Source organism: Massilia arenae, assembly GCF_008014745.1.
GTDB classification, from domain to species: domain Bacteria; phylum Pseudomonadota; class Gammaproteobacteria; order Burkholderiales; family Burkholderiaceae_D; genus Telluria; species Telluria arenae.
This window is the reverse complement of sequence record NZ_VPFD01000028.1, coordinates 1-25,119: the sequence shown is the minus strand read 5'-3', so window position 1 is coordinate 25,119 and position 25,119 is coordinate 1. Positions and strand designations below refer to the sequence as shown.

Annotated in this window: 17 protein-coding genes; 9 read left to right on the top strand and 8 right to left on the bottom strand. The window is 67.5% G+C overall.

Features of this window, described 5'->3' with window-relative positions:
• Positions 1–3: 3 nt before the first annotated feature.
• Genes FVD38_RS21335 through FVD38_RS21320 form a run of 4 tightly spaced genes read right to left on the bottom strand, consistent with a single transcriptional unit; the run spans position 4 to position 7,752 of the window.
• Positions 4–2,364 (bottom strand): beta-galactosidase, encoded by a 2,361-nt coding sequence (locus tag FVD38_RS21335; RefSeq protein WP_147936641.1) that lies wholly within the window; start codon positions 2,362–2,364, stop codon positions 4–6.
• Positions 2,361–3,518 (bottom strand): glycoside hydrolase family 88/105 protein, encoded by a 1,158-nt coding sequence (locus tag FVD38_RS21330; RefSeq protein WP_229493877.1) that lies wholly within the window; start codon positions 3,516–3,518, stop codon positions 2,361–2,363. The genes FVD38_RS21335 and FVD38_RS21330 overlap by 4 nt, the downstream gene beginning before the upstream one ends.
• Positions 3,519–3,526: 8 nt before the next feature.
• On the bottom strand, positions 3,527–4,861 hold the full coding sequence (locus FVD38_RS21325; protein ID WP_229493875.1) for a BNR repeat-containing protein: 1,335 nt from the start codon (positions 4,859–4,861) through the stop codon (positions 3,527–3,529).
• Between the two features lie 5 nt (positions 4,862–4,866).
• Complete coding sequence (locus FVD38_RS21320; protein WP_147936638.1) at positions 4,867–7,752, bottom strand: TonB-dependent receptor; 2,886 nt, start codon at positions 7,750–7,752, stop codon at positions 4,867–4,869.
• Between the two features lie 303 nt (positions 7,753–8,055).
• Here FVD38_RS21320 and FVD38_RS21315 point away from each other — a divergent pair, with 303 nt between their 5' ends.
• Both FVD38_RS21315 and FVD38_RS21310 read left to right on the top strand, forming a co-directional pair.
• Positions 8,056–9,069 (top strand): LacI family DNA-binding transcriptional regulator, encoded by a 1,014-nt coding sequence (locus FVD38_RS21315; protein ID WP_147936637.1) that lies wholly within the window; start codon positions 8,056–8,058, stop codon positions 9,067–9,069.
• Between the two features lie 7 nt (positions 9,070–9,076).
• Positions 9,077–10,447: an MFS transporter gene (locus tag FVD38_RS21310; RefSeq protein ID WP_147936636.1), complete on the top strand. Its 1,371-nt coding sequence runs from the start codon at positions 9,077–9,079 to the stop codon at positions 10,445–10,447.
• A gap of 1 nt (position 10,448) precedes the next feature.
• On the opposite strand, the gene FVD38_RS26980 is transcribed toward FVD38_RS21310, so the two are convergent.
• The 3 genes from FVD38_RS26980 to FVD38_RS21300 all read right to left on the bottom strand — a co-directional run bounded on the left by FVD38_RS26980 (position 10,449) and on the right by FVD38_RS21300 (position 14,482).
• Complete coding sequence (locus tag FVD38_RS26980) at positions 10,449–12,002, bottom strand: hypothetical protein (protein ID WP_229493873.1); 1,554 nt, start codon at positions 12,000–12,002, stop codon at positions 10,449–10,451.
• 2 nt (positions 12,003–12,004) lie between these two features.
• A complete protein-coding gene (locus FVD38_RS26975) occupies positions 12,005–13,642 on the bottom strand; it encodes a patatin-like phospholipase family protein (RefSeq protein ID WP_229493870.1) in 1,638 nt (545 codons plus the stop codon).
• Between the two features lie 105 nt (positions 13,643–13,747).
• Positions 13,748–14,482, bottom strand: coding sequence for a PhaM family polyhydroxyalkanoate granule multifunctional regulatory protein (locus tag FVD38_RS21300; protein WP_147936635.1), 735 nt, complete (start codon positions 14,480–14,482; stop codon positions 13,748–13,750).
• Between the two features lie 237 nt (positions 14,483–14,719).
• Between FVD38_RS21300 and FVD38_RS21295 the strand changes: the two genes are divergently transcribed.
• Entirely contained in the window at positions 14,720–16,228 is a 1,509-nt protein-coding gene (locus FVD38_RS21295; RefSeq protein ID WP_229493868.1) for a GMC family oxidoreductase, read from the top strand.
• 24 nt (positions 16,229–16,252) lie between these two features.
• Here FVD38_RS21295 and FVD38_RS21290 read toward each other — a convergent pair whose 3' ends face one another.
• Complete coding sequence (locus FVD38_RS21290; protein ID WP_147936633.1) at positions 16,253–16,912, bottom strand: TetR/AcrR family transcriptional regulator; 660 nt, start codon at positions 16,910–16,912, stop codon at positions 16,253–16,255.
• A 145-nt stretch (positions 16,913–17,057) separates the two neighbouring features.
• Between FVD38_RS21290 and FVD38_RS21285 the strand changes: the two genes are divergently transcribed.
• The 6 genes from FVD38_RS21285 to FVD38_RS21260 all read left to right on the top strand — a co-directional run bounded on the left by FVD38_RS21285 (position 17,058) and on the right by FVD38_RS21260 (position 24,956).
• Positions 17,058–17,798, top strand: coding sequence for an SDR family NAD(P)-dependent oxidoreductase (locus tag FVD38_RS21285; protein WP_147936632.1), 741 nt, complete (start codon positions 17,058–17,060; stop codon positions 17,796–17,798).
• Between the two features lie 62 nt (positions 17,799–17,860).
• Positions 17,861–18,994 carry a DUF3108 domain-containing protein gene (locus FVD38_RS21280; RefSeq protein WP_147936631.1) on the top strand — a complete coding sequence of 378 codons (1,134 nt, stop codon included), beginning with the start codon at positions 17,861–17,863 and terminating at the stop codon, positions 18,992–18,994.
• A 1-nt stretch (position 18,995) separates the two neighbouring features.
• Positions 18,996–19,772, top strand: coding sequence for a DUF3108 domain-containing protein (locus FVD38_RS21275; RefSeq protein ID WP_147936630.1), 777 nt, complete (start codon positions 18,996–18,998; stop codon positions 19,770–19,772).
• 248 nt (positions 19,773–20,020) lie between these two features.
• A complete protein-coding gene (locus FVD38_RS21270; protein ID WP_187271668.1) occupies positions 20,021–21,397 on the top strand; it encodes a hypothetical protein in 1,377 nt (458 codons plus the stop codon).
• Positions 21,394–22,125, top strand: coding sequence for a hypothetical protein (locus FVD38_RS21265; RefSeq protein ID WP_123071605.1), 732 nt, complete (start codon positions 21,394–21,396; stop codon positions 22,123–22,125). The genes FVD38_RS21270 and FVD38_RS21265 overlap by 4 nt, the downstream gene beginning before the upstream one ends.
• Before the next feature lie 8 nt (positions 22,126–22,133).
• Positions 22,134–24,956, top strand: a complete 2,823-nt coding sequence (locus FVD38_RS21260) for an ATP-binding protein (protein ID WP_147936629.1) — start codon at positions 22,134–22,136, stop codon at positions 24,954–24,956.
• Positions 24,957–25,119 lie beyond the last annotated feature (163 nt).

Below are 25,119 nucleotides of genomic sequence, written 5' to 3'. Positions count from 1 at the left end.
GATTCAGGGCTCGCCGGCCAGCCGTTCGCCGGCATAGGCGCGATACCTGCGGATGCGGCCCGTAACGTCGTCCTTGCCCTGGCGCGGCACGTAGCGCAGGCCGGCCACCTCGACGTCCTTGCCGAGGTCGATCACCAGGCGGTGCGGGTGCGCCGTGCCGGCGCCCGGGCCGCTGTAGGCCGTGTGCCAGTAATCGCTGTTCTGGCCATTGATCGCATTGAGCGCACCGCCATCTTCCTTGTGCGCTTCTTCGCTGTCGACCCAGGCGATGGTCCAGGCGGATTGCTCGATCGTCTTGCCGTTCTTGTCCAGCAACGCCAGCTCGGCCACGGCGGCGTAGGGCTTGCCGTCGAAGGCGTCGAGCGACTCGAGGCAGAACTGGCGCGCGCGCAGCGGCGCCGCGAAGCGCACGTCCTGGGTCGCGGAGCCGGGCGCGAACGCGCCTTCGTGCGCGGGCTGCACGCCGTCGAGCTGCAGCCTGACGGTGCTGGGCGGGCGTTCGAGGTCGCGCTCGCGGTGCAGCTGGTCGAGGATCGGTTTGGCGAGGCCCACGATGCGCGCCTCGCGCGGGCCGGTCAGGTCGAGCACGACTACCTCGTTGCGGCCGCGCTTGATCCACGGCCCCGGCAGGTACATGGTCTGGGTCGGTCCGATGCTCCAGTAGCGGCCCAGGCAGCGGCCGTTGATCCAGACGATGCCCTGGCCCCAGCCCGACATGTCGAGGAAGGTGTCGTGGGTGGCGCTCGTGTCGAAGCTGCCGCGCCAGAACGCCGCGTCCTTGCTGCGGCCGCGTTTGAACGCCAGCGGCGGCAGCACGCCTTCGGCATCGAAATCGATGGCGCGGATCTCCCAGTTTTCCAGCGCCTGGGCCTCGCCGCCGTTTGGCGTGAAGGTGACCGGACCATGCATACCCTTGCGGTCGTGGATCTCGACGCCGAAGTTCACGCGCGCGATCGTGTACAGCAAGACCTCGACGGTTACGGGCTTGCTGCGCGCGGGGATCGTCACCTTGAAGCGGCGGTAGCGCGTGTCCATCGTGCCCACCAGCTTGCCGTCGACCCGCACCCAGGCCAGGTCGCGCACCTTGGCCGCCGCCAGCACCCCGGCGGGACCGGCCGGCAAGGTGACGCGGTAGGCGACGATGCCGCGGCTGATGTCGTATTCCTCGATCGGGCGCGGCGACGCATCCCGGATCGTGCGCGCCGGCAGACTGGCGCTCAATGGCGCGGTCTCGTTCAGGGCGAAGGCGGGGATCGTCATCACCGGCATCGGCGCCGGCGGCTGCGGCAAGGTCTCACCTGGTGCCAGGAAGGGCGTCATCGCGGTGCGATAGGCCTCGAACTTGGCGCCGATCCAGCCGGCCTCGCTGATCGGGGCGTCGTAGTCGTAGCTGGTGGTGTCGGGCCGGAACGGCCGGTCGCAGCCGCCCCACAGGCCGAAGGTGGTGCCGCCGTGCGCCATGTAGAGGCTGAACGAGCCGTTCGCTGCCAGCATCGTCTTGATGTCGGCTACGGCGTTCTCGACGCCGCCGCGGCGGTGCGGCGCGCCCCAGGTGTCGAACCAGCCGGAATAGTACTCGCCGCACATCAGCGGTCCTTGCTGCACCTCGGTCAGCGCCTTGAAACCGGCCTCGGGGTTGCTGCCGAAGTTCGCCACCGAATACAGCTCGGGGATGTGGGTCTTGGCCACCGCATTGGTCGGGTTGCACTGGAATAGCGGGACGTCGAAGCCGGCGTCCAGCACGGCCTGGCGCAGCGCGCGCATATAGTCCAGGTCTTCGCCATAGAAGCCGTATTCGTTCTCGACCTGCACCATCAGGATCGGGCCGCCGCGCGTCACCTGCTGCGAGCCGAGCACGCGGCCGACCTCGCGCAGCCAGCGCCGCGACGGCGCCAGGAAGGCTTCGCTCGTGGAACGCAGGAAGGCGTCGCCCGGTTGCTTGAGCAGCCACCAGGGCAGGCCACCCATCTCCCATTCGGCGCAGGCATACGGACCGGGGCGCAGAATCACCCACAGGCCTTCCTGCTGCGCTAGCCGGCAGAATTCGGCGGCATCGCGCTGGCCGGCCCAGTCGAATTTTCCTTCACGCCACTCGTGGTAGTTCCAGAACAGGTAGGCGCACACGCTGTTCAGGCCCATCGCCTTGATGGTCTTGAGGCGGTGCGTCCAGTACTCGCGCGGCACGCGCGAAAAATGCATCTCGCCGCAGCGGATCTGCAGCGGCTTGCCGTCCAGCAGAAAGTCTTCGCGGCCGATCGCGAAACGGTGCGAGGCAGCAGCCTGGATCTGAGCTGGCAAGAGCGCCAGCGCGGAACTGGCCGCGGCGCCCTGCAGCAGGCGCCGGCGAGGCAGCGTAGGCGTCATCGCTCACCTCCCGCGTTATCGACCAGGCCCGCCATCTCGCTCGCCGCCAGCAGGAAGGCGCCGACGCCGAAGGGCGCGGTCGAGTCCTGGTTCACGACCTGGCCAGGGATCGCGCGCTCGCCGATCGGCTGCACATAGCCGACTCGCCCATCGGACTGCAGCGCGACCCGGCTGAGGAAATGCCAGCCGCGCAGGGCGGTCGGCGCATACGCGGCGCGGTCCAGGTAGCCGTTGTTGATGCCCCAGGCGTAGGCATAGGTGAAGAAGGCGGTGCCGCTGCTTTCCGGCCCCGGCGCATGGCCAGGGTCGAGCAGGCTGCGGGTCCAGTAGCCATCGTCCTGCTGCAGTGGCTTGAGGGCCGCTGCCATGCGGCGGAAGCGCTCGGTCAGCAGGGGCCGGCTCGGATTGTCGGGCGGCAGGTCAGCCAGCGTCTTGGCCAGGGCGGCGAACACCCAGCCATCGCCGCGCGCCCAGAAGTCCTTGCCGCCATTGGCCGACTTGTGCTTGGGGTAGATGTACTTGGCGTCGCGGTAGTACAGGCCCGCATCCGGGTCGTACATCAGCTGGTCGGCATACGTGAAGTATTCGTGCAGCTTGTCGAGGTAGCGCTGCTCGCCCGTGGCCTTGTACAGCTTCGTCATCGCGGGCATCACCATATAGATGCCGTCGGCCCACCACCAGTAATCGCGATTGGAAGTGCTCATCTGGTATTCCATGACCTCGCGCGCACGGGCGATGCGGCGCGGGTCCTTGCGGCCATCGAGTTCATACAGGTCGACATAGGTCTGGAAGCAGGTCTGCCAGTCGCCGAACAGCACATATTCCTGGGTCTCGCCATAGCTGTACTTCCAGTCGGCCCGCTTGTCCGAGTCCGCACCGCGCCAGCGATTATGCTCGGCCCAGGCGGTCGAGTAGTCGCGGTAAGCCTCGTTGCGGGTGAGGGCATAGGCCGCCATATTGCCGGTGTGGTAGGCGGCGACGTCCCAGAACGCCCACTGCTGCGGGGCGTGGTTGCGTTGCCAGTAATCGTTGGCGCGGGTCAGGTCGGCCAGGACGTCGGCCCGTGTAGGCGCTTGACCACTGGTGCTGGCGCAGCCCCCGGCGAGGGTGACTAGCGTGGCCAGGGCAAGCTTGAGGTAGAGTCGTCTCGTCATGTCGTCTTTCATTGAATGTGAGTGTCGCTTGCGGGTCGCCACTGCAAGACCTGCACGGTGGACGGCGGCACGTCGGCCAGTCCTTCGCCATCGACTTGCCGCACCGCCTGCAGGTACAGGTGCAGTTCTCCGTGGCGCCGCCATAACTCGGTGTCGTAGCTCGGCTCCCAGGCGCCGACGGAGCTGTCAGTCAGGTCGTGCACCGACCAGCGCGGCGCGTCGAAGCCAGGGATGCGCACCACCGACACCCGCTCGCCGCGCTCGCTGTCGCGAAACACGAGAAGGCCCGACGGCTCGCCCGCATTCCCATCGATCAGCAACTGCGGCCGCGCGATCGGGATCGCCTTGGTGCCCATGCCGGCGAGCGAAAAGGCGGTCTTGCGAAAGTCCAGGTCGAGCCGGCGCCAGCCTTCGTCGCGCCGGTACAGCACGCGGTACTGGGGCACGGCGCTGTCCTTTGTCCTCCAGTAGCTGGCGATATAGGGCCGGCCGCGGGTGTCGAAGGCCATCGAGGTCTGGTTGATCAAGTCGCTGTTCTGTGGGATGCGCGCCGCGTATTCGGCGCTGGCAGCGGTGATCGGCAGACGGTAAGGCTTGCCGTTGCTGTCTTCCCAGCTCGCACCGCCGTCGCGCGAGCGCGCATAGGCCATGTCGTGGTTGCTGGCGACGTCGGGCGATTCGCGCCAGACCCAGGACAGGTGGATGACCCCGAGGCCATCCACGCCGGCCTGCCAGTAGGCGTTGCGCTGACCTTCTCCGCTGATCAAGTTGTCGGCCACGCGGCGCCAGCCGGTGGCCGGATCGTAGCGGTTGGCGACCAGGTTGCCGCGGCCCGAACCGCCGTCGCGGTACAGGAACAGCAGGCCGCCATCCGGCATGCGGAAGAACTCCGGATAGGACAGCGACGCTTCGTCGCGCCCCAGCATCGGCGCCGTCCGCAGTTCGAGGCTGCCGGGGGCGACGCCGCGCGCATAGTTCAGCGGGCTGTTGTGCTGGTCCCAGGCCATGTGCAGCACGCCTTCGCCGTCGACCATGATGCTGATCGCATTGTGGGCGTCACGCACATTGCCGCGCCAGACGGTCTGGCGCAGTTCCCAGGCGTCGCCGCCGAGGCGGCGCTTGCCCAGCACGACCTGGCCGGCGCCATCGTAGTAGGCGATGTACTGGTGCGCGCCGTCGCTGGCCAGGGCGTTCTTGCGAAACACCACGGCATTGACCGAGTTGCCGGCCCAGCCTGGGCCGACCTGGCTCAAGGTTGGACCAACTGCGGGACCAGTGGCGCAGCCGTGCAGCAGGACAGCGCCGACCACGATCCCGCTGCAGCGATAAATAAAGCCGGTCATCCGCATCACAGCTTGCCGCGGATGCCGATCTTGAACGTGCGCCCGTCGTACTTCGCGTAGTCCATCCGCGTGTGCTTGCCGCTGCCGTACTGGCCGTTGGCGTCCTCGAAGTAGTCGTAATTCAGGGTGTCGGTCAGGTTCAGCGCATCCAGGCGCAGCTCCAGGTTCTCGGACAGCTTGTAGCTGATGGTGCCGTCCAGGTAGCCGCGCGCGGCGCGCCAGCGTATCAGGTCGTCGCCGTTATTCCGAGGGTTGTCGCCATGCAGCGAGCGGTCCTTGTAGTTGTAGGACAGGCGCATCGCCAGCGGGCCGCGCTCGTAATAGGTCGTGACGCTGTAGGCGTACTTGGGCACCGAGTTGACCTCGATCTCCTTGCCGGCCTTGGTGATCCAGCGCATGCTATTGAAGGGATCGATGTGGGTATAGCTGGCCAGCGCGCCGAAGCCCTTGAACGGGTCCGGCAGGAAGGTGAAGTCCTGCTGGTAGGCCAGCTCGTAGCCCTTGAGCGTCTGTTCGCCGGCGTTGCTGTAGGTGCGCAGCACCATCGGCAGGTTCGGGTCGACCCGGCCGCTCGGGTCCTGGAAGATCGCCCCGAGCGCGGTGTCGGGCAGGCCGAGTGCGCCGAAGGTGGTATTGGTGGTGGTCGACACCGTGGCGTCGGTCAGCTTCTTCTTGAAGTAGGCCGCCGACAGCAGGCTGCCCGGCTTGAAATACCATTCCAGGCTGGTGTCGAAGTTCTTCGACTGCTGGGGCTTGAGGTTCGGGTTGCCGGCGGTCGCGGTGTTGTCGAAGGCGTTCGGGATCACGGTCTGGGCCGCGATGATCGACAGCGAGGCGCGGCTGATGGTCTTGCCCCACGAGGTGCGGAAGATCAGCTCGTCGTTCAGGTCCCAGGCCGCGCTGACGGCCGGCAGCACATTGGTGTACTTGCCCTGTTCGCTGTTCGGCTGGTAGGCGTTGCCGCTGCCGCTCCTCTTGAAGTTGTCGATGTCGAGCTTCGTCTGCGACCAGCGCACGCCGGCGTTCAGGCGCAGCTCGCGTCCCAGCACGTCGCCCTTGAAATCGGACTGCACGAAGCCGGTGCTGACCTTTTCGACCGCGCCGAAGCTCTGCGCCGGCGTGAACGCTTCGCTCGTGTTGAAGGCGACCGGATCGTAGGTCGAGAACGCATAGTCGCGGGTGAAGGTGCCGAAGCGGTTCGGCCAGCCGGGGCCCATGTCCAGGTCGGGGATCGGCAACACCGAGACCATATTGGCGCGCACGCTGGCGTCGCCCAGGCCGACCATCTTGGCCTTCATGGCGGCGCCGGCATTGCGTTTTTCGACGTCCTTGCTGGTGTCGACGTAGACCAGGCCGGTCTTGAGGCGCCCGGTCCAGCCGCCAAACAGGTCGTAGTCGTAGTCCACCACCAGGCGCGCCTGGCGGCCCTTGTCGCGCTCGCGGGTCCAGCCGGTGGTGACGTCGAAGCCGCTGAAATTAGCGGGGTCGGTGTAGTCGATCGGCGAGGACATCGACGGGTAGACATGGTCGGCGCCGTAGTCGATGGTCGTGTCGACGCCGAAGATCTGGCCCGACAGGGTATCCGAATAGCTGGTGGCCTTGCTGTTGTTGGCGCTCACCTGGCCGGTCACCACCAGTCCCGGGCGCGCCTCCCAGCGGCCGTTGAGCGCCAGGTAGCCGAACTCGGTCTTGTCTTCGCCATAGGTCACGCCGCTGCTGTACGAGGTATTGCCGAAGGTGCCGGTCAGGAGGTTCGAGCCGGGATCGATCTTCACGTCGATCGGCACCAGGCCGTTGTGGCCGTTGGTTCCCGGCGGCGCGTTGCGGTTGGTGGTGCGGGTGTTGCGGATCAGGAGGCCGTAGTACAGCTCGTCGCGGCTGTTCTCCAGGCGCGAGTACAGGCCGTCCAGGCTCAGGTTCAGGCCACCCTGCTTGAACTGCAGGGAGCTCACCAGGCCGTCGCGGCTGCGCCGGTTCTGCGAGCCGTAGTAGCGGTAGATGCGCGGCAGCAGGGCGTTGTCGATCTGCTCGCGCGAGTAGCCCGACAGGTTGGCGCGCGGGTCGTCGTAGTCGAGGGCGAGGGCGAAGTTGCCCAGCACCGGATTGCGGCTGCCGTTGGCCGAGCTGTTGTAGCCGCCGGTGGCTTCGAAGCCGGAGCGGTTGTTGACCGCCTTCGAATGGGCCACGCCGGCCAGGAAGCCCCATGGGCCCCAGGTGTTCGAATACAGCGCGAAGCCGGTCGGATCGGCCTCCTTGGCGCTGGTGTTGTAGGCGCCGGAGACCGCGTAGCGGATGGTGCGCTTGGGACTGTCGAAGGGGCGCGGGGTCTGCAGGTCGACGATGCCGCCCATGCCGCCCTCGGTCAGTTCGGCCAATGGCGACTTGTAAAAGTCGACCCGTCCGAACAGTTCGGACGCGAATACGTCGTAGTTGAAGCCGCGCGCGGCGCTGCCGATGGTGCTGGTGGATGTGGTGTTGACCGGCGCGCCGTTCAGGGTCGTCACCGAATACTCGGTGGGCAGGCCGCGGATCGAGATGCGCTGGCCTTCGCCCGAACTGTCGTCGCGGTTCAGGATCACGCCGGGCACGCGCTGCAGCGATTCGGCCACGTTCGCCTCGGGGAATTTGCCGATGTCCTCGGCGACGATCGAATCGCGTACGCCGATCGCCTGCTGCTTGAGGTTCAGCGCCTTCTGCAGGCTGGAACGGAAGCCCGTGACCACCACGGTGGTGGGCGCGGCCGTGCTGTCGGCCGCTGGTGGTTCCGCGGTAGCGGGGGTGTCCGGGGTGGTGGCGTCGGGCGCGGTGGGCGCCTGCTGGGCCAGCGCGGGTGTCATGTATGCGGCGGCCAAAGCCAGCGGCAGCGCCGCGGCCAAAATCTTCTTCTGCATAGTGTCTCCTGACCGCGAACTTCGAGGTTCGCTTGTAATGTCGGACCGCCGTGCTGTGCACGTGCGGTTGAAGATGAAGCACCGGTCGCCGACCATCGCTGCTTATATGACAACCGTATGGTTACGTTACCATGTGCCTCGTAAATACTCAACAAGGATGGGGTAGCTGCCGTACCAGTAGGATAAGCGCCTGATTTTGCTGAAAAAACCCTGGAATCGGCCGAGCTCGACGTGGTATCGTAACCACAGGTTGGTGTTGAGTTACTGCAAACGCTCAACAACATGATCGATTGAAGGAGACCAATGGCCAAAGCCAGCAAACTGAGCGAGGTCGCCCGCCTGGCCGGCGTCGCGCCCATCACCGCTTCGCGCGCGATCCGCGGCACCGGCTATGTGTCGGACGCGGCGCGCGAGCGCATCATGGCGGCCGCGGCTCAGCTGAACTACACGCCGGACATGCTCGCGCGCCGCATGCGCGGCGACAAGAGCAAGCTGATCGGCGTGTTCATGAACAACTACGGCCCGGTGGTGCTGCACGAGCTGGTGCGCGCCATCGGCGAGCAGGCGCGCAAGCGCGACTACGACCTGCTGCTGTTCAACGCCGATCGCTTCGACAGCCCGGACCGGATGACCACCTGCGCCACGCTCAGCAAGCTGTGCGACGGCCTGCTGCTGCTGATGCCGACCGCCGACGACCGCTTCCTGGACTTGGTCGAGCGCCAGCAGCTCAGTTGCGCGCTGGTGTTCTTCGATGCGCGCCAGCTGGCGCTGCCCACCATCGTGCTGGAAAACCGCATCGGCGCGCGGCGTGCGGTAGAACACCTGATCGGCCTCGGGCACCGCCGCATCGCCTTCATCGCCGGCACCAAGCGCACCGGCCAGAGTGCCGAACGCGAACGCGGTTACACCGAAGCGCTGGCGGCGGCCGGCATCGCCGTCGACCCGGCCCTGGTGGTCGACGGCGCCTTCAACCAGCCGGGTGGCTTCGCCGCCACCCGCCGCCTGCTCGAGCTGGAGGCGCCGCCCACCGCGATCTTCGCCGCCAACGACGAGATGGCCTTCGGCGCCATCGACGCCGTCGCCAGCCGCGGCCTGAAGGTGCCGGCCGATGTCTCGGTGGTCGGCTTCGACGACATCTCGACCGCCAGCCACGTGTTCCCGCGCCTGACCACGATGCACCAGCCCTACGAGGCGCTGGCGGAACGCGCGGTGCGGGAGGTGGTCGAGATGATCGAAGGCCGCCCGCCAGCCGCCGCCCGCATCGCCTTCGAGACCGAGCTGGTGGTGCGCGACTCGACCGGCCCCGCGCCGGCGTAGATCCAGGATGCGGCGCGCCGCCCTCGCGAACGCAAGCTGGCAGGCCGGCACGCTGCGCTATGGCGCCTGGGGCTTGTGCGTACTGGTCGGCTGGCTGCTGGTCGGCGCACTCGGGATCGCGGTGCGCGAGCGCTGGGCCGGCCCGATCGGGCTGGTCGTGCTGCGCAACCACGGCGCCTCGGACACCGCCGTCGCCATGCTGCTGTCGACCGTGCCGGCGCTTATCAGCCTGCTGGTGGTGCCGGCCATCGGGCTGAGATCCGACCGCAGCCGCAGCCGCTGGGGACGGCGCCGCCCCTTCTTGCTGGTCAGCGCGCCGCTGGCCGCCGTCGCGATGCTGTGCGTGGCCCTGGCGCCCGCGTTCGCGGCCGGCGCGCACGCGCTGCTGGGTGCCTGGTCGCCCGGCCTGCGCCCGCTCGAACTGGGCTTGTTCTGCCTGTTCTGGACCGTGTTCGACGCCGCCGCCATGACCACGATGGCGCTGTTCGCCGGGCTGGTGGCCGACGTCATTCCGTTCGGGCTGGCCGGCCGCTTCTATGCCGCCGTGCGCGTCGTCGGCCTGGGCGTGGCGATCGGTTTCAACATGACGCTGTTCGCCCTGAGCGAAGCCTGGCTGGCCGAGATCCTGGTGGCGATCGCCCTGATCTTCGGCCTGACGATACCGCTGATGTGCCTGATGGTGCGCGAGGGCGGCTACCCGCCGCCGGCGCCTGTCGCGCATGACGACGCTGCCGCCGCAGCGGCTGGCGGACGGCTGGCGCTGGCGCGCACCCAGTTGCGCCTGTGCTGCGCCCAGCGCCGCTACCTGTGGATCTTCGGCGCCTTCATGCTGGCCGCCGTCACCTTCGTCCCCTTCAATACCTTTTCGCTGCACTATGCGCTCGACCTGGGGCTGTCGAAGGCGGAACTGGGCGAGCTGACCGCAATGGCCTATGCGGTGTCGATCGCCAGCGCCTTCGTCATCGGCTGGCTGGTCGACCGGCGCGGCGCGGTGCGCGTGGCCGCCGCCATGATGGCGCTGTACTTCGCGATCGCGCTGGGTGGCTGGTTGCTGGTCGACGGCGCGGCCAGTTTCCGCCCGTTCTACGTCGCCCATGTGATCTGCTCCGGCGCCTATTTCACCGCGGCGGCGGCGATGCCGCTGGCGCTGTTCCCGCGCGAAGAGTTCGTTCGCTACAACGCGAGCAAGGACATCCTGGTCGCCTTCGCCAACATCCTGGTGGCCAGCTGCATCGGACCCCTGCTCGACCATTCGGGCCACGATTACCGCCTGACGCTGGGCAGCGCGGTGCTGTTTTCGCTGCTGGCGCTGGCCTGCCTGGGACGGTTGCTGGCGGCGCACAGCGTACCAGCACGCTCACCACTACCGGCGGGCTGACTCACGCGCCCGTGCGATTCTGCGCCGCCGGCCCATGCCGCTGCAGCAGCTGCGCGCACAGCGCCCCGATATCCTGTTCGCCGTTGGCGCCCACGGTGGCGCGCGCCGCTTCGTGCAGCGCGCAGTCGACGATGTGGTCGCCCAGCGCGCGGTAGCTCTCGAACTGGGCTTCGTCGAACCACTGGTCGGCGATGCTCTCGTGCGGGTAGTCGGGATGGAGCTTTCGGTAGTTGAGCAGGTCGGCGTTCTCGCTGCCGACGATGGCCGGTTTCACGTACAGGAGCACGCCGTCGGCCGCGCCGCGGTCGGCCAGGCTGTAGCGGATGCTGCCGGCCGCGCAGCTTGCGCCGCACATGCCCTTGTCGCCGTCCGTTGCCAGGCGCGAAACGTCGAGGTCGATGCGCACGTGCAGATCGGTGCCGCAGCGCCGGATCGCATTGCCCAGGTCTTCGAAGGCGAGATAGCGGTCGCTGCCGACGTCGACCGCGATCACCAGCCGGCAGCGGCGCCGCACCAGTTCGTAGATGCCGAGGTTGTCGAAGTGGCCGCCGTCGGTCAGGTGGACGTAGGCGGCGTCGGCATCGAGCTGGCCGAACAGCTCGGACAAAAGGCTGAACAGGCCGATCGGCGGCGAGGCGCTGGTCCAGGCGCGGCGCGCGGGATTCGGGCACCAGCGCCCCAGGCGCACGTTGAACATCGTCATCAGGAAGTTCAGGGGCGGCGACGAGTGCGCGCCCATATTCGGGCTGGCCGCGGCGCCGGACAGGGCCACCGCCATCCCGAGCCGCACGCCGGCATCGTCGTCCAGGCCGACGCCGGAGCGCGAGGCATATCCGTCGGTCGGCCGGTAGCAGCCCGCTGGCGCGCCAGCGCTGCCAGGCACCGCGCTGGCTTGCTCATAACCGCACCAGCGCGGCGTGAAGGCGAACGAGGCGGTGCGCCGTGTCTGCCAGGCCAGCTCGGCGCCGCTGACCAGGTTCAGCGCGGTGTTCACGATCGGGTACGGTCGTCCGTAGCGCAGCTCGGCCAGCAGCATGTCGTCGTTGGGGTCGAAACCGGTGAAGGGATGCGGCTGGCGCGCGCGGTTGCCGGCGCCGAACCAGGCCCGCACCACCCGGTTGCGGTACAGCATATAGAGGGAAAACTTATTGATGTCGACCCGCCAGCCGAGCAGCAGGGCGGCGCCCAGGAAGGCGCCGAAGGCCAGCAGCAGGGTCGCGCCGTTCGTGGCCAGGGTGGCGTCGGCATGGGCGCGCAGCACGCAGGTCAGCTCGGACCTGGGGCAGGCGACCTTCGGCAGCGCCACCGTGGCCTGCACCAGGCTGCTCAACAGGGCGAAGATCCCGACCGTGAACACATAGGGCGCCAGCCGCGCGACCAGTTCGAGCTTCGGGTCCGGGGCGCCGCGCGCGCCGGTCGACATGCTGCTGCCGGCCTTGAGTCCGAAGGCGGTCATCGCCAGCCAGCCGAGCAGGGTGCCCAGGTTCGACCAGGGCTCGTAGGTCAGCCAGGCCCAGTGCAGCAAGGGAGGAATGTAGAAGCAAGTGGCGTACACGGTCAACCACAGGAGGGCGAAGATCGCGGTCCAGGCGCCTTGCCGGCTCCACCATTCGCGGCTGGCGTCGCTGTACAGCGGCCGACCAGGCCGATCATGAGGGTCATGGTGGCGGCGAACAGCACCATCATGAGCGGCATGCCGAAGGTGGCGAGGGCGATCGCGTCGTTCAGCACGCGCTGGCCGGCGGGATCGGGCAGCACCGCCATTCCGCCCAGCAGCAGCAGGGTGCCGAGGGTGAGCGCGCCCATCGCGCACAGGAAGTGCGACAGGCCTTCTCCCAGTTCGGCGCGGGTGAGGTCGCGCAGCGGCGGGTCGGCGTGCAGCCGCGTGTAGATGGCCAGCCAGCCGGCCAGCACCAGCAGCAGGCCGACCGTCGCGCACAGCAGCAGCGACAGCCGGGCGGCATCGACCCGCAGCAGCGCCAGGATCCCGGGGGCGAAGGCGCGCCCGGCTTCGAGCAGCACCAGCAGCACGCTGGTGCTGCCTGCGGCGCACACGGTGTAGCCGGTGCGGCGGTAGGGGCTGGAGCGGTCGTGGGCCAGGTACCAGCCGCAGGCCCAGACGATGAAATACACCAGGCCCGGGGCCAGCAGCCAGTGCCAGCGGCCTTCGAGCTGGGTGGGCAGGATGCTTGACGGCGCCGCGCCGCCGTGGCGCCACAGGCCCAGGCTGCCGAGGAAGCCCGCCAGCAGCAGCGGCAGGTTGATGCACCACAGAACCGCGCCCTGCGACAGCGGAAAGCGGCGCATCCCGCGCGAGCTTTCGGGCTTGCTCGAGATCGACAGCGCGATGCAGAACACGGCGAACAGGAACAGCAGCACGCCGACGATCCAGGCGATGTCGGCCAGGTGCGTCCATGGCCCGCCCGGCGCGACCACGCGGTGCACGGCCCAGACGGCAAAGCGCGGCAGCAGCAGCAGGGCGCACATCCAGGCCACCAGCATGGCCAGGTTCAGGCCCGTGTTGCGCACATAGGTGCCGACCAGGGTCCAGGTGTCGGCGCTGAACATGCCGCCCTGCGGCGACAGGTAGTTGCTGTACTGGCGCAGGAAGCGCAGTTCCGGGGCTTCGCCGCTGCCGGCCTGCGGCGCCAGCATGGCTTCCACCTTGCCGATGTCGCCGCCGTTGGCATGCAGGCATTTGGACAGCCAGCCGCCGACGAAGCCGCCGCCGGACACGGTGGACAGGTAGTCGATGTGGCGCAGCAGGCCGCAGCGCGCCAGCGCCTGCAGGGCGCCCAGGCTGAAGGTGGCGCTGCGCACGCCGCCGCCGGACAGGGCCAGGCCGGCCAGCATGCCGCCGTGGGCGCGCTGCAATAGGCGCTCGCGGTCGGGCGGCAGCGCGGCGTCAAGCGCGGCGCCGCCTTCTTCGGTCGTCGCGGGGCGCAGCATGTCGAGTTCGTCGCGCAGCACCTCGCCGAACAGGTGGCCGGCGGCGGCGTCGAGGCAGCGCAGCAGCGCCGCGTCGATCTTGTCCGACGGCGCCAGGCCGTGGCGCTTGCGCAGCAGGGCGAAGGCGACTTGCAGTTCGGCGACGGTGCGCGCGCCGGGTGGCGGATCGCAGCCGGCGGCGGCGAGCTTGCGCTGCAGGTCGTCGACCTGCGACGGCGTCAGGTGGGTCAGGTCGCTCGGCAACATGGCGCTCGCTCCGGCTGGACGGGGAAGCGGCCGGGCCGGGCAGGCCGGGCCGCCGTGTCAGTTCAGCACGGTTTGGAGGCGAACGCCACCGTCTGGATCAAGCGTTCAGGTCTTGTCGGTCTTGCCGCGCGTGCTGCGCCGGGCCGGGGCCGGATTGCCGTTGGCGTTCTGGGCGTTGGCGGATTGGTCTGCGGCGGATGGTTTGGCGGCAGCAGCGGCGCCGGCTGCGGGGACGCTGTCGCCATCGGACGGCGCACCGCCGGCCTTGTCGGGATTGGCGTTGTCTGGCGGCATGGCGCTGGCCACGGCCTGGCGGAACTGGTCCTGCAATAGATTCCACCAGGCGACCGCGGCCGGCATGGCCGCACCCGATGCCTCGGCCTCTGAGGGCGGGGACGGGGTGTCGGGCGCCGCCGCGGATGGCGCCGGCGGCGGTGGCGCGGCGCTGTCCGAGGGTTTGGCGGCGGCGGCGGGCGAGGCGGCCTGGGCCGCCTGGGTGAAGAATTGCGCAAACGGCGCCATGGCGGCGTCGCTGGCGGCGCCGGTCTGGCTCATGGCCTGGGCCATGCTGTCGCCCATCGCCTTGAGCGTGGCCAGGGTGCCGCGCTGGATTTCCAGCGCCTGGATCGAGCCGCGCAGCATGCTCAGGTTGAGGTTCAGCCAGGACTCGACCGCCTTCAGGTCGGCGATCTTCTTGTCCAGGTCTTCCACCGACAGGGCGGCGCCCGGCATGTGCATGCTGCCCATCCCGGGCATGGCGCCGGGGATGTTCATGCCGCCCCACAGGTTCTTGACGAATTCGAGCGTGTCGCTCATTCCTGGCATGGGCTGGTTCAGCATGGTTGGTCTCCAGTGGTTGTGCGGCAAGGTTAGCAGATAACGCCCGGATGGGCCATGCGGGGCATGGGCCGGGAAACGCATGGTTTGCGCTGGACCCAAGACAGGGTGAACTATCAGGAATATTGTCTATTGAACAAGCATCGTCTTTACGTTACGATGAAAAAGTTGAACTGCACAAAATTGTATTTTGGCAATTAACCTTTCGTGGTGAATCCAATGCTCATCGATGGCAGGCAGTTGGCAGCAGACACGACACTCGAGGCCGACATCTGCATCGTCGGCACCGGCATGGGGGCGATTTCCACCGCCCATCCCCTGGTGCGCGCCGGACTCGACGTACTGTTCATCGAGACCGGGCCGATGACGGCGTCGCGCCGCGATCCGCCTTCGCTGCGCATCGAAAGCAGCGGCCGTCCCTTCGGCATTGCCACCAGCCGCGGGCTGGAGGTGGGCGGCGGCACCGCCTTCTGGCATGGCGTGTGTGCGCCGCTCGACGACGAGCATTTTCTCGCGCGCCCCTGGATCGCCCACAGCGGCTGGGCCATTACGCGCGGCGATCTCGACCCCTGGTATGCGGTCGCGCTGGACTTCCTGTGCGGCGGCCAGGACATGCCACAGGACACGGCGGGCCACCACGGCGGCATGGCGCTCGGCATGGGCAATATGCTGGCCTCCAAGGCGTATCGCTACCGCTCGCCGCCGTTCAGGGGCAAGCCGGTCTTGCGCGAATGGTGCCGCAACGGCAAGGCGCGCTGCGTGTACAACAGCACCGCGCTGCAGTTGCGGCAACGGCATGGACGTACACATGCGCTGGTGGTGGGCAGCGGTGCCCAGCGTTTCGAAGTGCGCGCGAAGCGCTTCGTGATCGCGGCGGGCGCGCTCGAGACGCCGCGCCTGTTGCTCAATTCGCTGGGCCAGCATGGCATGGCGCAGCCGCCGTCCTGGTGGCTCGGACGCAACCTGATCGACCATCCCGCCGGCTACCTGTCGCAAGTCACGTTCCGCCAGCCGCTTGCGGCCAAGCCGAAGGCGCACGCCAGCGCGGGCAAGGAAGACGTCCAGGTCTTCCCCGGGCTGATGCTCAAGCGCGAATTCCAGCAGACGCACCGCCTGCCCAACCACGCCGTGTTCATCCGCAAGGGCATCAACCGGCGCCCGGTGCCGAACAAGGCGGTGATGTCCTTCCTCGGCGTGCGCGGGCCGCGCGACATCGGCCTGTCGCACGTGGCCTCGCTGGTGCGCCATCCCTACATCCTGTGGCGCATCGCGCACCAGAAGCTGCCGCTGGGCCTGCGCTCGCACCATGGCGACCTGTTCTTCATGACGGAACAGCTGCCCAACCCGGACAGCCAGGTCAGCCTGTCCGGGCACGAGCGCGACCGCTACGGCATGCCGATCGCGCGCGTGCACTGGCAGCTCTGCAAGCAGGACATCGAAATGTTCACGCAGTACCACGAGCTGCTGATGGACGGCTTTCGCGGGCACGGCGACGTGAGCGGCTGCCGGGCCGACCCGATGACGGGCTGGCGCGATACCTGCGCCTCCGCCGCCCATCACCTCGGCACTGCGCGCATGGCGACGACCCCGCGACACGGCGTCGTCGACACCGACCTGAAGGTATTCGGTTTCGAGAACGTGTGGGTGAGCGACGGCTCGGTGTTCCCGACCGCCGGCAGCGTCAATCCATCGTTGACTATCTGCGCGCTGGGCCATCGTCTCGGCAGCCATTTGACAGCATTGCGCTGAATCGGCTGCGTTGACCGCGCTTGCCTAGCCTTCGACCAGGGCGTCCCAGCTGCGCATGGCCACCTGGACCGCCGCCTCCAGTTCGGCGCGAGTGGCGCCGTCGCGCGCGTGGAGCGACATCCCGTTCTGGACGATCTGTACGAAACGGGCGAGTGCGTCCAGGTCGACCGAGGCCGGAATCTCGCCGTTCGCGGCGCCCTGTTCGAGGCGTTTCCTGACGACCGCCCGCGGCGCGGCGCGCGCAGTGCGCGTCTGCTCGCACAGTTCCTGGTGGCCGGCGGCGCCGATCACCGACAGGGTCGCCATGCAGCCGAGCGGAACGTCTTCGACGCCGCCGGTCAGGAAGGCGGCCGAATCCATCAGCCAGGCCTTCACCGCATCGCGCGCGGTCGGGGCGTCGAGGAAGTTCTTCCAGCCCCAGGCATAGGTGGCGCCGTAATGGTTCAGGGCCTCGACGAACAGCGCCTCCTTGGAGCCGAAGGCCGCGTACAGGCTCGGCGAGGCGATGCCCATCGCGGCAGTGAGGTCGGCCAGCGACGTGGCTTCGTAACCCTTTTGCCAGAACAGGCGCATGGCCTTCGATAAGGCGGCCTCGCGGTCGAAGGCGCGCGGCCGGCCGCGGGCGCGGGTCGCCGGCGCTGGGGAGGCTGCTTCGTCGTGGAGAGCTTGGTCGGGCGTTTGCATCGCGCACAGTATATGTCCGGCTGCGGGTCGGGACAACGCCGCACGCCGTTTCATAATATATGTGTCGATCACTAAAAAATCAATTGACAGCGCTCCGCGTGTCGATCTATCATTTCTGTATCGATCAACACATAAAGGAAATGTCATGAGTAACCTGCAAGGAAAACGCGCCATCGTCACCGGCGCGTCGCGCGGCATCGGCGCCGCGATCGCCATCGAACTGGCGGAGCAGGGCGCCGACGTGGCGATCACCTACGAGCGTTCGGCCGAGCGCGCCCAGGAAGTCGTGCGCACCATCGAGGGCCACGGCCGCAAGGCGGTCGCGATCCAGGCCGACAGCGCCGATCCGGCCGAGATCCGGCGCGCGGTCGACGCGGCGGCGCAGGCGCTGGGCGGCCTGGACATCCTGGTCAATAACGCCGCCATCGCCCGCTATGCGCCGATCGCCGACATCGCCGTGGACGATATCGACGCCCTGCTGGACGTGAACGTGCGCGGTCCGATCCTGGCGGCGCAGGCGGCCATCCCGCACCTGGGCCAGGGCGGTCGCATCGTCAATATCGGCTCGGCCGGCGCCGACCGCATCGTCGGCGACGGCGCTACCGTGTATTTCCTGACCAAGGCCGCGCTCAAGACCTTCACCAGCGGCCTGGCGCGCGAACTGGGTGCGCGCGACATCACGGTCAACCTGGTGCAGCCGGGCTCGACCGACACGGAGATGAATCCGGCCAATGGCGACTTCGCCGAATTCCAGAAGTCGATCACGCCGCTGGGACGCTTCGGCGCACCGCGCGACGTGGCGGCGGCGGTCGCCTTCCTGGCCAGCCCGGCGGCGCGCCAGATCACCGGCGCCGTGCTCAACGTCGATGGCGGGGCGACCACCTGACGTTCTAAAGGAAGATTCCGGCGCCGTGCAGCGCCGGCCTCGCCCGCGCTACACTAGCGGATATGCCATCCGCACCGATTTTTCTTCCGCGTCGCCGCCGGCTGCTGCCGGTCGCGCTGGTCGTATTGCTGCACTGGATCGTGCTGAGCGTGCTGCTCGACGTCAATCTGGAGCTACCGCGCCAGGATCATGGCGAAGGCGGGGCGGCGACGATCCTGGCGCAAGTCTTGCCGGCCGCCTTGCCGCCGCCACCGCCGCCGCCCGCGCTCCTGCCGGTGCCGGATGCGGCGCCGCTGCCCTTGCCCGTGATTCCGCCGGTCGAATTCGGCATGCCGGCCCAGGCGGGCGGCTTCACCGTCGGGATGGAGCCCGGGGCGGCCGATGGCGTGCCCGGGGGAAGCGGCGTGGAGCCGGCGCCGGCTGCCACCGCGCCGGCGCCAGCGCCGCCGCCTCCGCCCCCAGCACCAGAAGCCCCGGCGCCCGCCGAGCCGGCCGCCCCCGCCGTTCCCGAAATACGCCGCTACAAGGTCGACATGCCACCCCCGGCCTCGATCACGCTGGACGTCGCCCGTACCGACAAGGACGGCACCGAATGGTCGGGCGAGGCCTTGCTGGCCTGGCAACTGAACGACGACACCTACAAGATCCAGGTCGAGGCCGGCATCCGGGTGGTATTTACGCGCGTCAACCTGGTGGTCTTGCACAGCGAGGGCGCGGTGGCCGCGACCGGCTTCGCGCCGATCAAGATGACGGAAAAACGGCGCGGCCGTTCGCTTACGGCAACCCATTTCAACTGGGGCGAGAACAAATTGACCTTCTCGGCATCGCAGGCGGCCTATCCGCTGGTGGCCGGAGCCCAGGACAAGGCCAGCGTCCCGCTGCAGCTGTCGGCGATCGCACGCGGCGACGCCAAACAATTAAGCGGCGATATCGACATCTTTGTCGGCGAAGACCGCGACGCCAGCGTTTACCGGTTCAAGGTGGTGGGGCAGGAAGAGATCGACTCCAGGCTCGGCAAGCTGCAGACCTGGCACCTGACCCGCCCGCCGTTGCCCGGTTCCTACAAGTCGACGCTCGACATCTGGCTGGCCCCGCAACATGGTTGGTATCCAGTGCGGATTCGCAATTCGGAGGCCAATGGAGCAGTAACCACGCAAACAGTGAATAATATCGTCTTGAACCATTCAGGATTTTGATATGCTTCTAGACAACATTCGAACAGCTGGCATCGCATGCACGCTGGCACTCGCCCTGGGCAGCACCGCCGTCCAGGCCGCAAATCCAACGGCTGCGGCGCATCCAGCCGTCAAGCGCGCCTTCGAATTGCCGCCATCGGCCGACCTGCACTATGACCTGAGCGCGCGCCAGCGCGGCCTGTCGCTCAAGGGCGACGCCACCGTCGTCTGGCGCGCCGGCGACGGTAAATACGAGCTGCAGGTCGAATCGCGCGTGGCCATCCTCGGCACCCTGCTCGACAACCGCAGCCAGGGCGCCATCGACGAGTTCGGCCTGGCCCCGGCGGAATTTTCCGAAAAGCGCATGCGCAAGGATCCGACCTCGATCACCTTCGACCGTGGCGAAAAAGTCATGAGTTTCTCGGAAGGCGAGAAGACCTACCCGCTCAAGGGCGGCGAGCAGGACCGCGTGTCGATCACCTGGCAGCTCGCGGCCGTCGCGCGCGCCGCCGGCGACAAGTTCAAGCCGGGTTCGGAATGGCCATTCTTCGTGGCAGGCCGCAGCAGCGCCGAGGCCTGGACCTTCAAGGTGGTCAAGCGCGAGAAGGTCAAGACGGGGCTGGGCCAGGTCGACGCCGTGCTGGTCAGCCGCGAAGCCCTGCCGGGCAGCCGCGACCAGAGCATCGAGGTGTGGCTGGCGCCGGAGCACGAATGGTATCCGGTCAAGATCCGGTTCACGGAAGGCGACAAGGAAACCATCGAACAAACGCTCAAGAGTATTGGGAAGCCATCAAACTAAGCCTGCCACGTCGTTCCCGCGCAGGCGGGAACCTAAGTTTGCTAGCATTATCGAAACGCTAACGACTTGGGTTCCCGCCTGCGCGGGAACGACGTTTCGACTGTTGCCCCTGGGTCACCCGATCGGGGATTTCCAAATCTAAACTGTTATACTGACGCCCCCGCGACGCCGGTCGGGCCTGTACACGGTTGTAGAAACAATGACAATCCAGGCCCGTCTCGACCGCGCACGAGAGACTGGTAACAACGATGATCGATCCCCTTGCCGGCGCGGCCCTCGCTGCCGACTCCCCGGCCATAGCGCCGGAACTTGATCCGCTGCAGGCACACTTCCAGGAAGGCGTCGCTCCCGACGAAATCGAGCAGGTCTTCCACCTCAAGCGTGCCCAGCCGATGCTGTCGGCCTTCACGGCCCTGTTCCACGGCACCCAGGATGGCGTGCTGGTGCGCCTGCTCGTCTTGCGCGAACTGGCCGGCGACACCGCCAGCTCGGCGTTCTCGCGCGCCGACATCAACCAGAAGCTGGCCTATCTGATTCCCGAGAGCCTGGAGACGGTGCTCAACCGCCTGCGCGGCCACGGCCTGCTGGCCTGGGACGCCCCGGCCGCGGTGTACCGCATCACGCCGCTGGCGCGCAACGTCCTGTCCGCGCTCGAGACCCTGCTGGCGCTGGGCAAGCCAGAAGACGACGACGCCGAGATGGGCTTCCTGCTGTCGCAGGTGGCCGGCGCCCAGGCGGTCGGCGGCGTCACCGTCGACCAGCTGAAGCACCTGCTGGGCCGCCTGATCGAGCTGACCGAGGAATTCCGCGACGCGATCGCCTCCGGCTCCGAATTCCGCCTGCGCACCTCGCAGGCCAAGTGGCATATGGCCTGCGACTGGGTGGAGAAGGGCTCCGTCATCCTGCGCGCCATCACTTCGGACGAGCGGGCGGATTCCGCCACGCACCGCGCGGCCCAGGCCATCGGCCGAGCCCAGAGCGCGCTGCTCAATATGCAGGGTATGTTCTCGCGCGCGCTGAACCAGATCGAGCGCCAGCGCGTGCACCTGGGCCAGTCCGGCCTGTCGACCACCGACGTCAAGCGCTGGCTGCTGGCCCATGAAGACCTGGCCAGCCTGGCCTCGGGCGCGATCGACCGCCCGGTGACGCCGCTGTTCGGTACCCCGGCCGAGATGATCGACGTGGCCGAGACCGAGCTCCTGGCCGAGCGCGTGATCTCGACCGGGCCGAGAGGCCTGCCGAGCGGCCAAGATGCGCCGCTGACGATCAACGACAACCCGGCCATGATGGTCGAGCTGAACGACTGGATCAACAAGCTGGCCGACTTCGCCAACCTGGGCAACTTCCCTGAATTCTCGGAAGTCGGCCCCCGTCGGGTCCAGCTGCATGAATCGCTGCTGCCGGCCAGCTTCGCGCTGGCGTCCTACCGCGCCTCGCTGCTGCCGCTGCTGGGCGACGCGTCCGAGGCCAGCCTGCAGGGCGCGACCGCCGACCTGGCGCGCCTACCGCTCTCCTTCGAGGCCCAGGACCAGTTGATCGAACTCGACGACCCCGAAGTGGCGGCCATGTCGATCGCGACCCTCTCCATCAATCTAGATCTCCCTTCGGACGGCACGCCCACATGAATGACGATGCACAAATCCTGATCGCGCGCCTGCTGACGCACCAGACCCTGCGCCGCGACGACAAGATGGTCAAGCGCGCGCTGTCGGACGACCAGTTCCGCGCCGAAGTCGACAAGCGCCTGCTCGAATCCGGCCTCAAACTGCTCGACAACGTCTATGCCGACCACGTGACCGTGGCCCTGCACCGCAACGTCGAGCCGAAGATCTTCGGCGCCAAGGACATCTGGCAGAACAATAACTTCGGCCTGACCCGCGACGGCGTGGCCCTGCTGGTGGTGCTGTGGGCCCAGATCATCCTGCCCAAGCGCGAGCGCCAGGAAACCCACACCTCGGTGGACGATGACCAGAACGATATGTTCGAGAAGGACACGCCGATCCCGCGCGCCGAAGACGCCTCGATCGGCATCTCGTACACCGCGCTGCTGTCGGACTTCGGCGATAAACTCGGCAAGAAGACCCGCATGGATATGAACCTAGGCGTGCTGTCCAAGCTGGGCTTCATCGAACGGCGCGGCGACGTGATCCTGGAAGGCCCGCTGCTGGACCTGATGATGGACACCGACGTGCTCAAGGAGCGCATCATCAACGGCGCGCTGTCCGAAGTCTTCAAGCGCGCGCCGCTGGCGGCCGCTCCGCGCAAGGTGGCGGTCGACGCAGAAGCCGCCAACGATGCGCTCGCGGTCGAGTCTCCCGACGCAGCCGACGATGCAACCGATACCCCGAACTGAGATAGCCGATGTTCCACATTAAATCACTCGAACTGGTCCACTGGGATTACTGGCAGCGGATCAAGAACATCCCGCTGGACGCCAAGATCATCACGATCGCCGGCCAGAACGGCTCGGGCAAGACCACGCTGCTCGACGCGATGCGCACCCTGTTCGGCCTCGATTGCTCGATGGGCCGCACCTATAAACACTATGCGCGCCACTCGGGCCAGCAAAGCGCCTGGCTGCGCGCCGTGGTCGACAACAAGCCGATCGGACGCCAGCTGTCGAACCGGCCGTTCCGCCATTCGGGCTTCTTCGCGGACGACGAGGTGACGCTGTTCTGTCAGGTGCAGAAGAACGGCGGCGACTGGAAGCGCCAGTACCTGATGCGTCCGGGGAATGTCGAGATCGAGGAGGTGACCGAAGCCACCGACTGGCTGGGCGTCGAAAACTATCGCAAGCGCCTGGCCTCGGCCGGCCTGTCGCCGGCAATGTCGAAGGTGCTGGCGCTGGAGCAGGGCGAGACCGATAAACTGTGCGAATACGCGCCGCGCCAGTTGCTGGACCTGGTGTTCCAGGTCTTCGGCGACAAGGAAGTGCTGGACGCCTACGACGAAGCCAAGCGCCACCAGCGCGACACCGAGGTCGAGCTGAAACGCTTCGAGACCGAACTCGAGACCTCGCGCACCAACCTCGAGGGCTTGCGCCTGCGCGTGGCCAACCACCACCAGTGGTCCGACCTGAACAAGGAAAGGCGCGAGCTGCACGAAGAAGTGCTGCCGGCGCTGCAATACCACGAGGCGCGCGAAAAGGCCGCCAACAACAGCCGCATGCTGCGCGAGGCGAAGAAGCCACTGGTCCAGGCCGACGGCCAACTGGCCGAGAAACGCAGCCAGCTGGCGGCGCAGCAGCGCGCGCTCACCGACGCGCAGAAACAGGAAACCGAACTCGAAGCCGAGGGCGGCGAACTGGCCAAGCGCCTGTCCGAGGTGAACACGCGCCTGAAGCCCCTGGAAAGCCTGCTGGAACAGCGCGACCGCCTGCAAAAGCTGTCGGCGGACGCCGGCGCCGACATCGCCGAAGTGGCCAAGCAGCTCGACGAAAAAGAAGCCGAGCTGGCGCGCCAGAAGAGCGCACGCGAAGCGGTGTCGAGCAAGATCGCGGGCGAGATGGCGACCATCTCGGCGCTGCAGGGCAAGACCTCGATGCCGGAGCCGGAAGCGCAGCGCCTGATGCGCCGCGCCTTGCGCGACGAGGGCATCGCCCACGCCATGCTGTCGGACATCGTCGAGGTGACCGATCCGAAGTGGCAGGGTGCGGTCGAGGGTGTGCTGGGCGGCTATGCCTCGGTGGTGCTGCTGGAGAATGCGAAAGATGCGCCGGCGGCCTACCGCCTGGCCGAGAAGGAACGCTATCGCCACTTCATCGTGCCGGATTGCGTCAATGCGCCGGTGGTCAAGGACGACAGCCTGCTGTCGGTGGTGCGCTTCTCGGGCAAGGCGCCGGGCTGGCTGATCGACCAGCTGGAACGCATCGAACGCGTCGACTCGGTCGACGAAGGCTTCAAGAGCCGTTCCGACGAATGGATCACGCCGGACGCCTACCACCGCGAACGCCGCGGCGGCCGCTCGCTGTTCGTCGAGGCTTCGCGTTACCGCTTCGGCGCAGCGGGCAAGACCCAGCGCCTGGAAGCCATCCAGAAGCTGATGCCGGCGCTGGAAAAGCGCGAAGACGAGCTGACCCTCGCGATCTCGAAGCTGGCCGCCGAAGTGGGCGGCCTGAAGGCGCGCATCGCCGGCGTCGACGCCGCCAAAGAATTGTCGGCGCGCCAGGAAGAATTCGAGGAAGCGCTGCGCACCATCGCGCCGCTCAAGGCCGAGCGCCTGGAGGTCGGCGCGCGCCTGGGCGAGCTGCAGACCCTGAGCAAGAACGCGACGGTGAACCGCACCCGTGCCGACACCGTATGGCAGAACGCGCGGATGGCGCTGTCGGAGGCCGAAGCCGGCATGCGCCTGAACCATCGCCGCCAGATCGAGCAGCGCAGCGAGCACGCCAAGGCGCTGCTGGAGATGCGCCGCGGCTGGCGCGCGGTGCCGGACGCCTGGAAGAATCCCAACTGGCGCGGCGACCTGGTGGCCAAGCACCAGAATGCGCACCAGGTCAACCTGCGTCTCGGTTCGCTCGAGCATTCGCTGGCGCGCGAGGACTGGGAACTGGATCCGACCGTGATCGACCAGTATGCGCGCCTGCACGAGCAGCTCGAGGCGCGCCAGAGCGAGACCGAGGAGCGCCGCTACCAGAACAACCGCGCGATCGAGGCCACCGGCAATGCGCGCGGGGCCTATATCGAGCGCCTGCGCTACACGATCAAGACCTATACCAAGAACATCCGCGAACTGGGTGCGCTGGCCGGCATCGACGTCCAGGCCGACCCGGTGCGGCTGGAGAACGACGATGTGCAACTGTCCCAGGCCGGCCTGCACGTGCGCTTCAAGTTCGACGGCAAGGACCAGATCGGGATGAACGACGGCGAAGCCTCGGGCGGCCAGCAGGTGATGAAGTCGCTGGTGCTGCTGATCGGCCTGTTGAAATCGGAAGAGGGCTCGGGCGGCTTCGTGTTCATCGACGAACCGTTCGCCCACCTGGACATTCGCAACATCCAGCTGGTCGGCGAGTTCCTGAAGAACACCGACGCCCAGTACCTGATGACGACGCCGCTGACGCACAACACCGACGTCTACGATCCTTCGGAACTCACGCTCATCACGAGCAAGAAGAAGAAGGACATGCAGTGGGCGCAGCCGATCTTCGTGCTGCAGCGAAGGAAGGACGAGGCGAAGGCCGCGTAATGAAAAAGGGATCCGTTGTAGATCCCTTTTCTTTTTGGGTGTTCGGTGCGCGAAGGACTTGGGTTCCCGCCTTTGATGTGACCCCTTGAAGTGAGACTCCACTTCAAGGGGTCTTATGAAGTACGACGAGCAGTTTAAATTTTCAGCCGTTGAGGCCTACTTA

Bases quoted from the DNA above. Each gene is read 5' to 3' on its own strand.
- FVD38_RS21265 (WP_123071605.1), top strand. From the start codon at position 21,394: ATGAATGACGATGCACAAATCCTGATCGCGCGCCTGCTGACGCACCAG.
- FVD38_RS21290 (WP_147936633.1), bottom strand. From the start codon at position 16,912: ATGCAAACGCCCGACCAAGCTCTCCACGACGAAGCAGCCTCCCCAGCG.
- FVD38_RS21280 (WP_147936631.1), top strand. From the start codon at position 17,861: ATGCCATCCGCACCGATTTTTCTTCCGCGTCGCCGCCGGCTGCTGCCG.
- FVD38_RS21275 (WP_147936630.1), top strand. From the start codon at position 18,996: ATGCTTCTAGACAACATTCGAACAGCTGGCATCGCATGCACGCTGGCA.
- FVD38_RS21335 (WP_147936641.1), bottom strand. From the start codon at position 2,364: ATGACGCCTACGCTGCCTCGCCGGCGCCTGCTGCAGGGCGCCGCGGCC.
- FVD38_RS21285 (WP_147936632.1), top strand. From the start codon at position 17,058: ATGAGTAACCTGCAAGGAAAACGCGCCATCGTCACCGGCGCGTCGCGC.
- FVD38_RS21310 (WP_147936636.1), top strand. From the start codon at position 9,077: ATGCGGCGCGCCGCCCTCGCGAACGCAAGCTGGCAGGCCGGCACGCTG.
- FVD38_RS21320 (WP_147936638.1), bottom strand. From the start codon at position 7,752: ATGCAGAAGAAGATTTTGGCCGCGGCGCTGCCGCTGGCTTTGGCCGCC.
- FVD38_RS26975 (WP_229493870.1), bottom strand. From the start codon at position 13,642: ATGTTGCCGAGCGACCTGACCCACCTGACGCCGTCGCAGGTCGACGAC.
- FVD38_RS21330 (WP_229493877.1), bottom strand. From the start codon at position 3,518: ATGACGAGACGACTCTACCTCAAGCTTGCCCTGGCCACGCTAGTCACC.
- FVD38_RS21300 (WP_147936635.1), bottom strand. From the start codon at position 14,482: ATGCTGAACCAGCCCATGCCAGGAATGAGCGACACGCTCGAATTCGTC.
- FVD38_RS21270 (WP_187271668.1), top strand. From the start codon at position 20,021: ATGATCGATCCCCTTGCCGGCGCGGCCCTCGCTGCCGACTCCCCGGCC.
- FVD38_RS21325 (WP_229493875.1), bottom strand. From the start codon at position 4,861: ATGACCGGCTTTATTTATCGCTGCAGCGGGATCGTGGTCGGCGCTGTC.
- FVD38_RS21315 (WP_147936637.1), top strand. From the start codon at position 8,056: ATGGCCAAAGCCAGCAAACTGAGCGAGGTCGCCCGCCTGGCCGGCGTC.
- FVD38_RS21260 (WP_147936629.1), top strand. From the start codon at position 22,134: ATGTTCCACATTAAATCACTCGAACTGGTCCACTGGGATTACTGGCAG.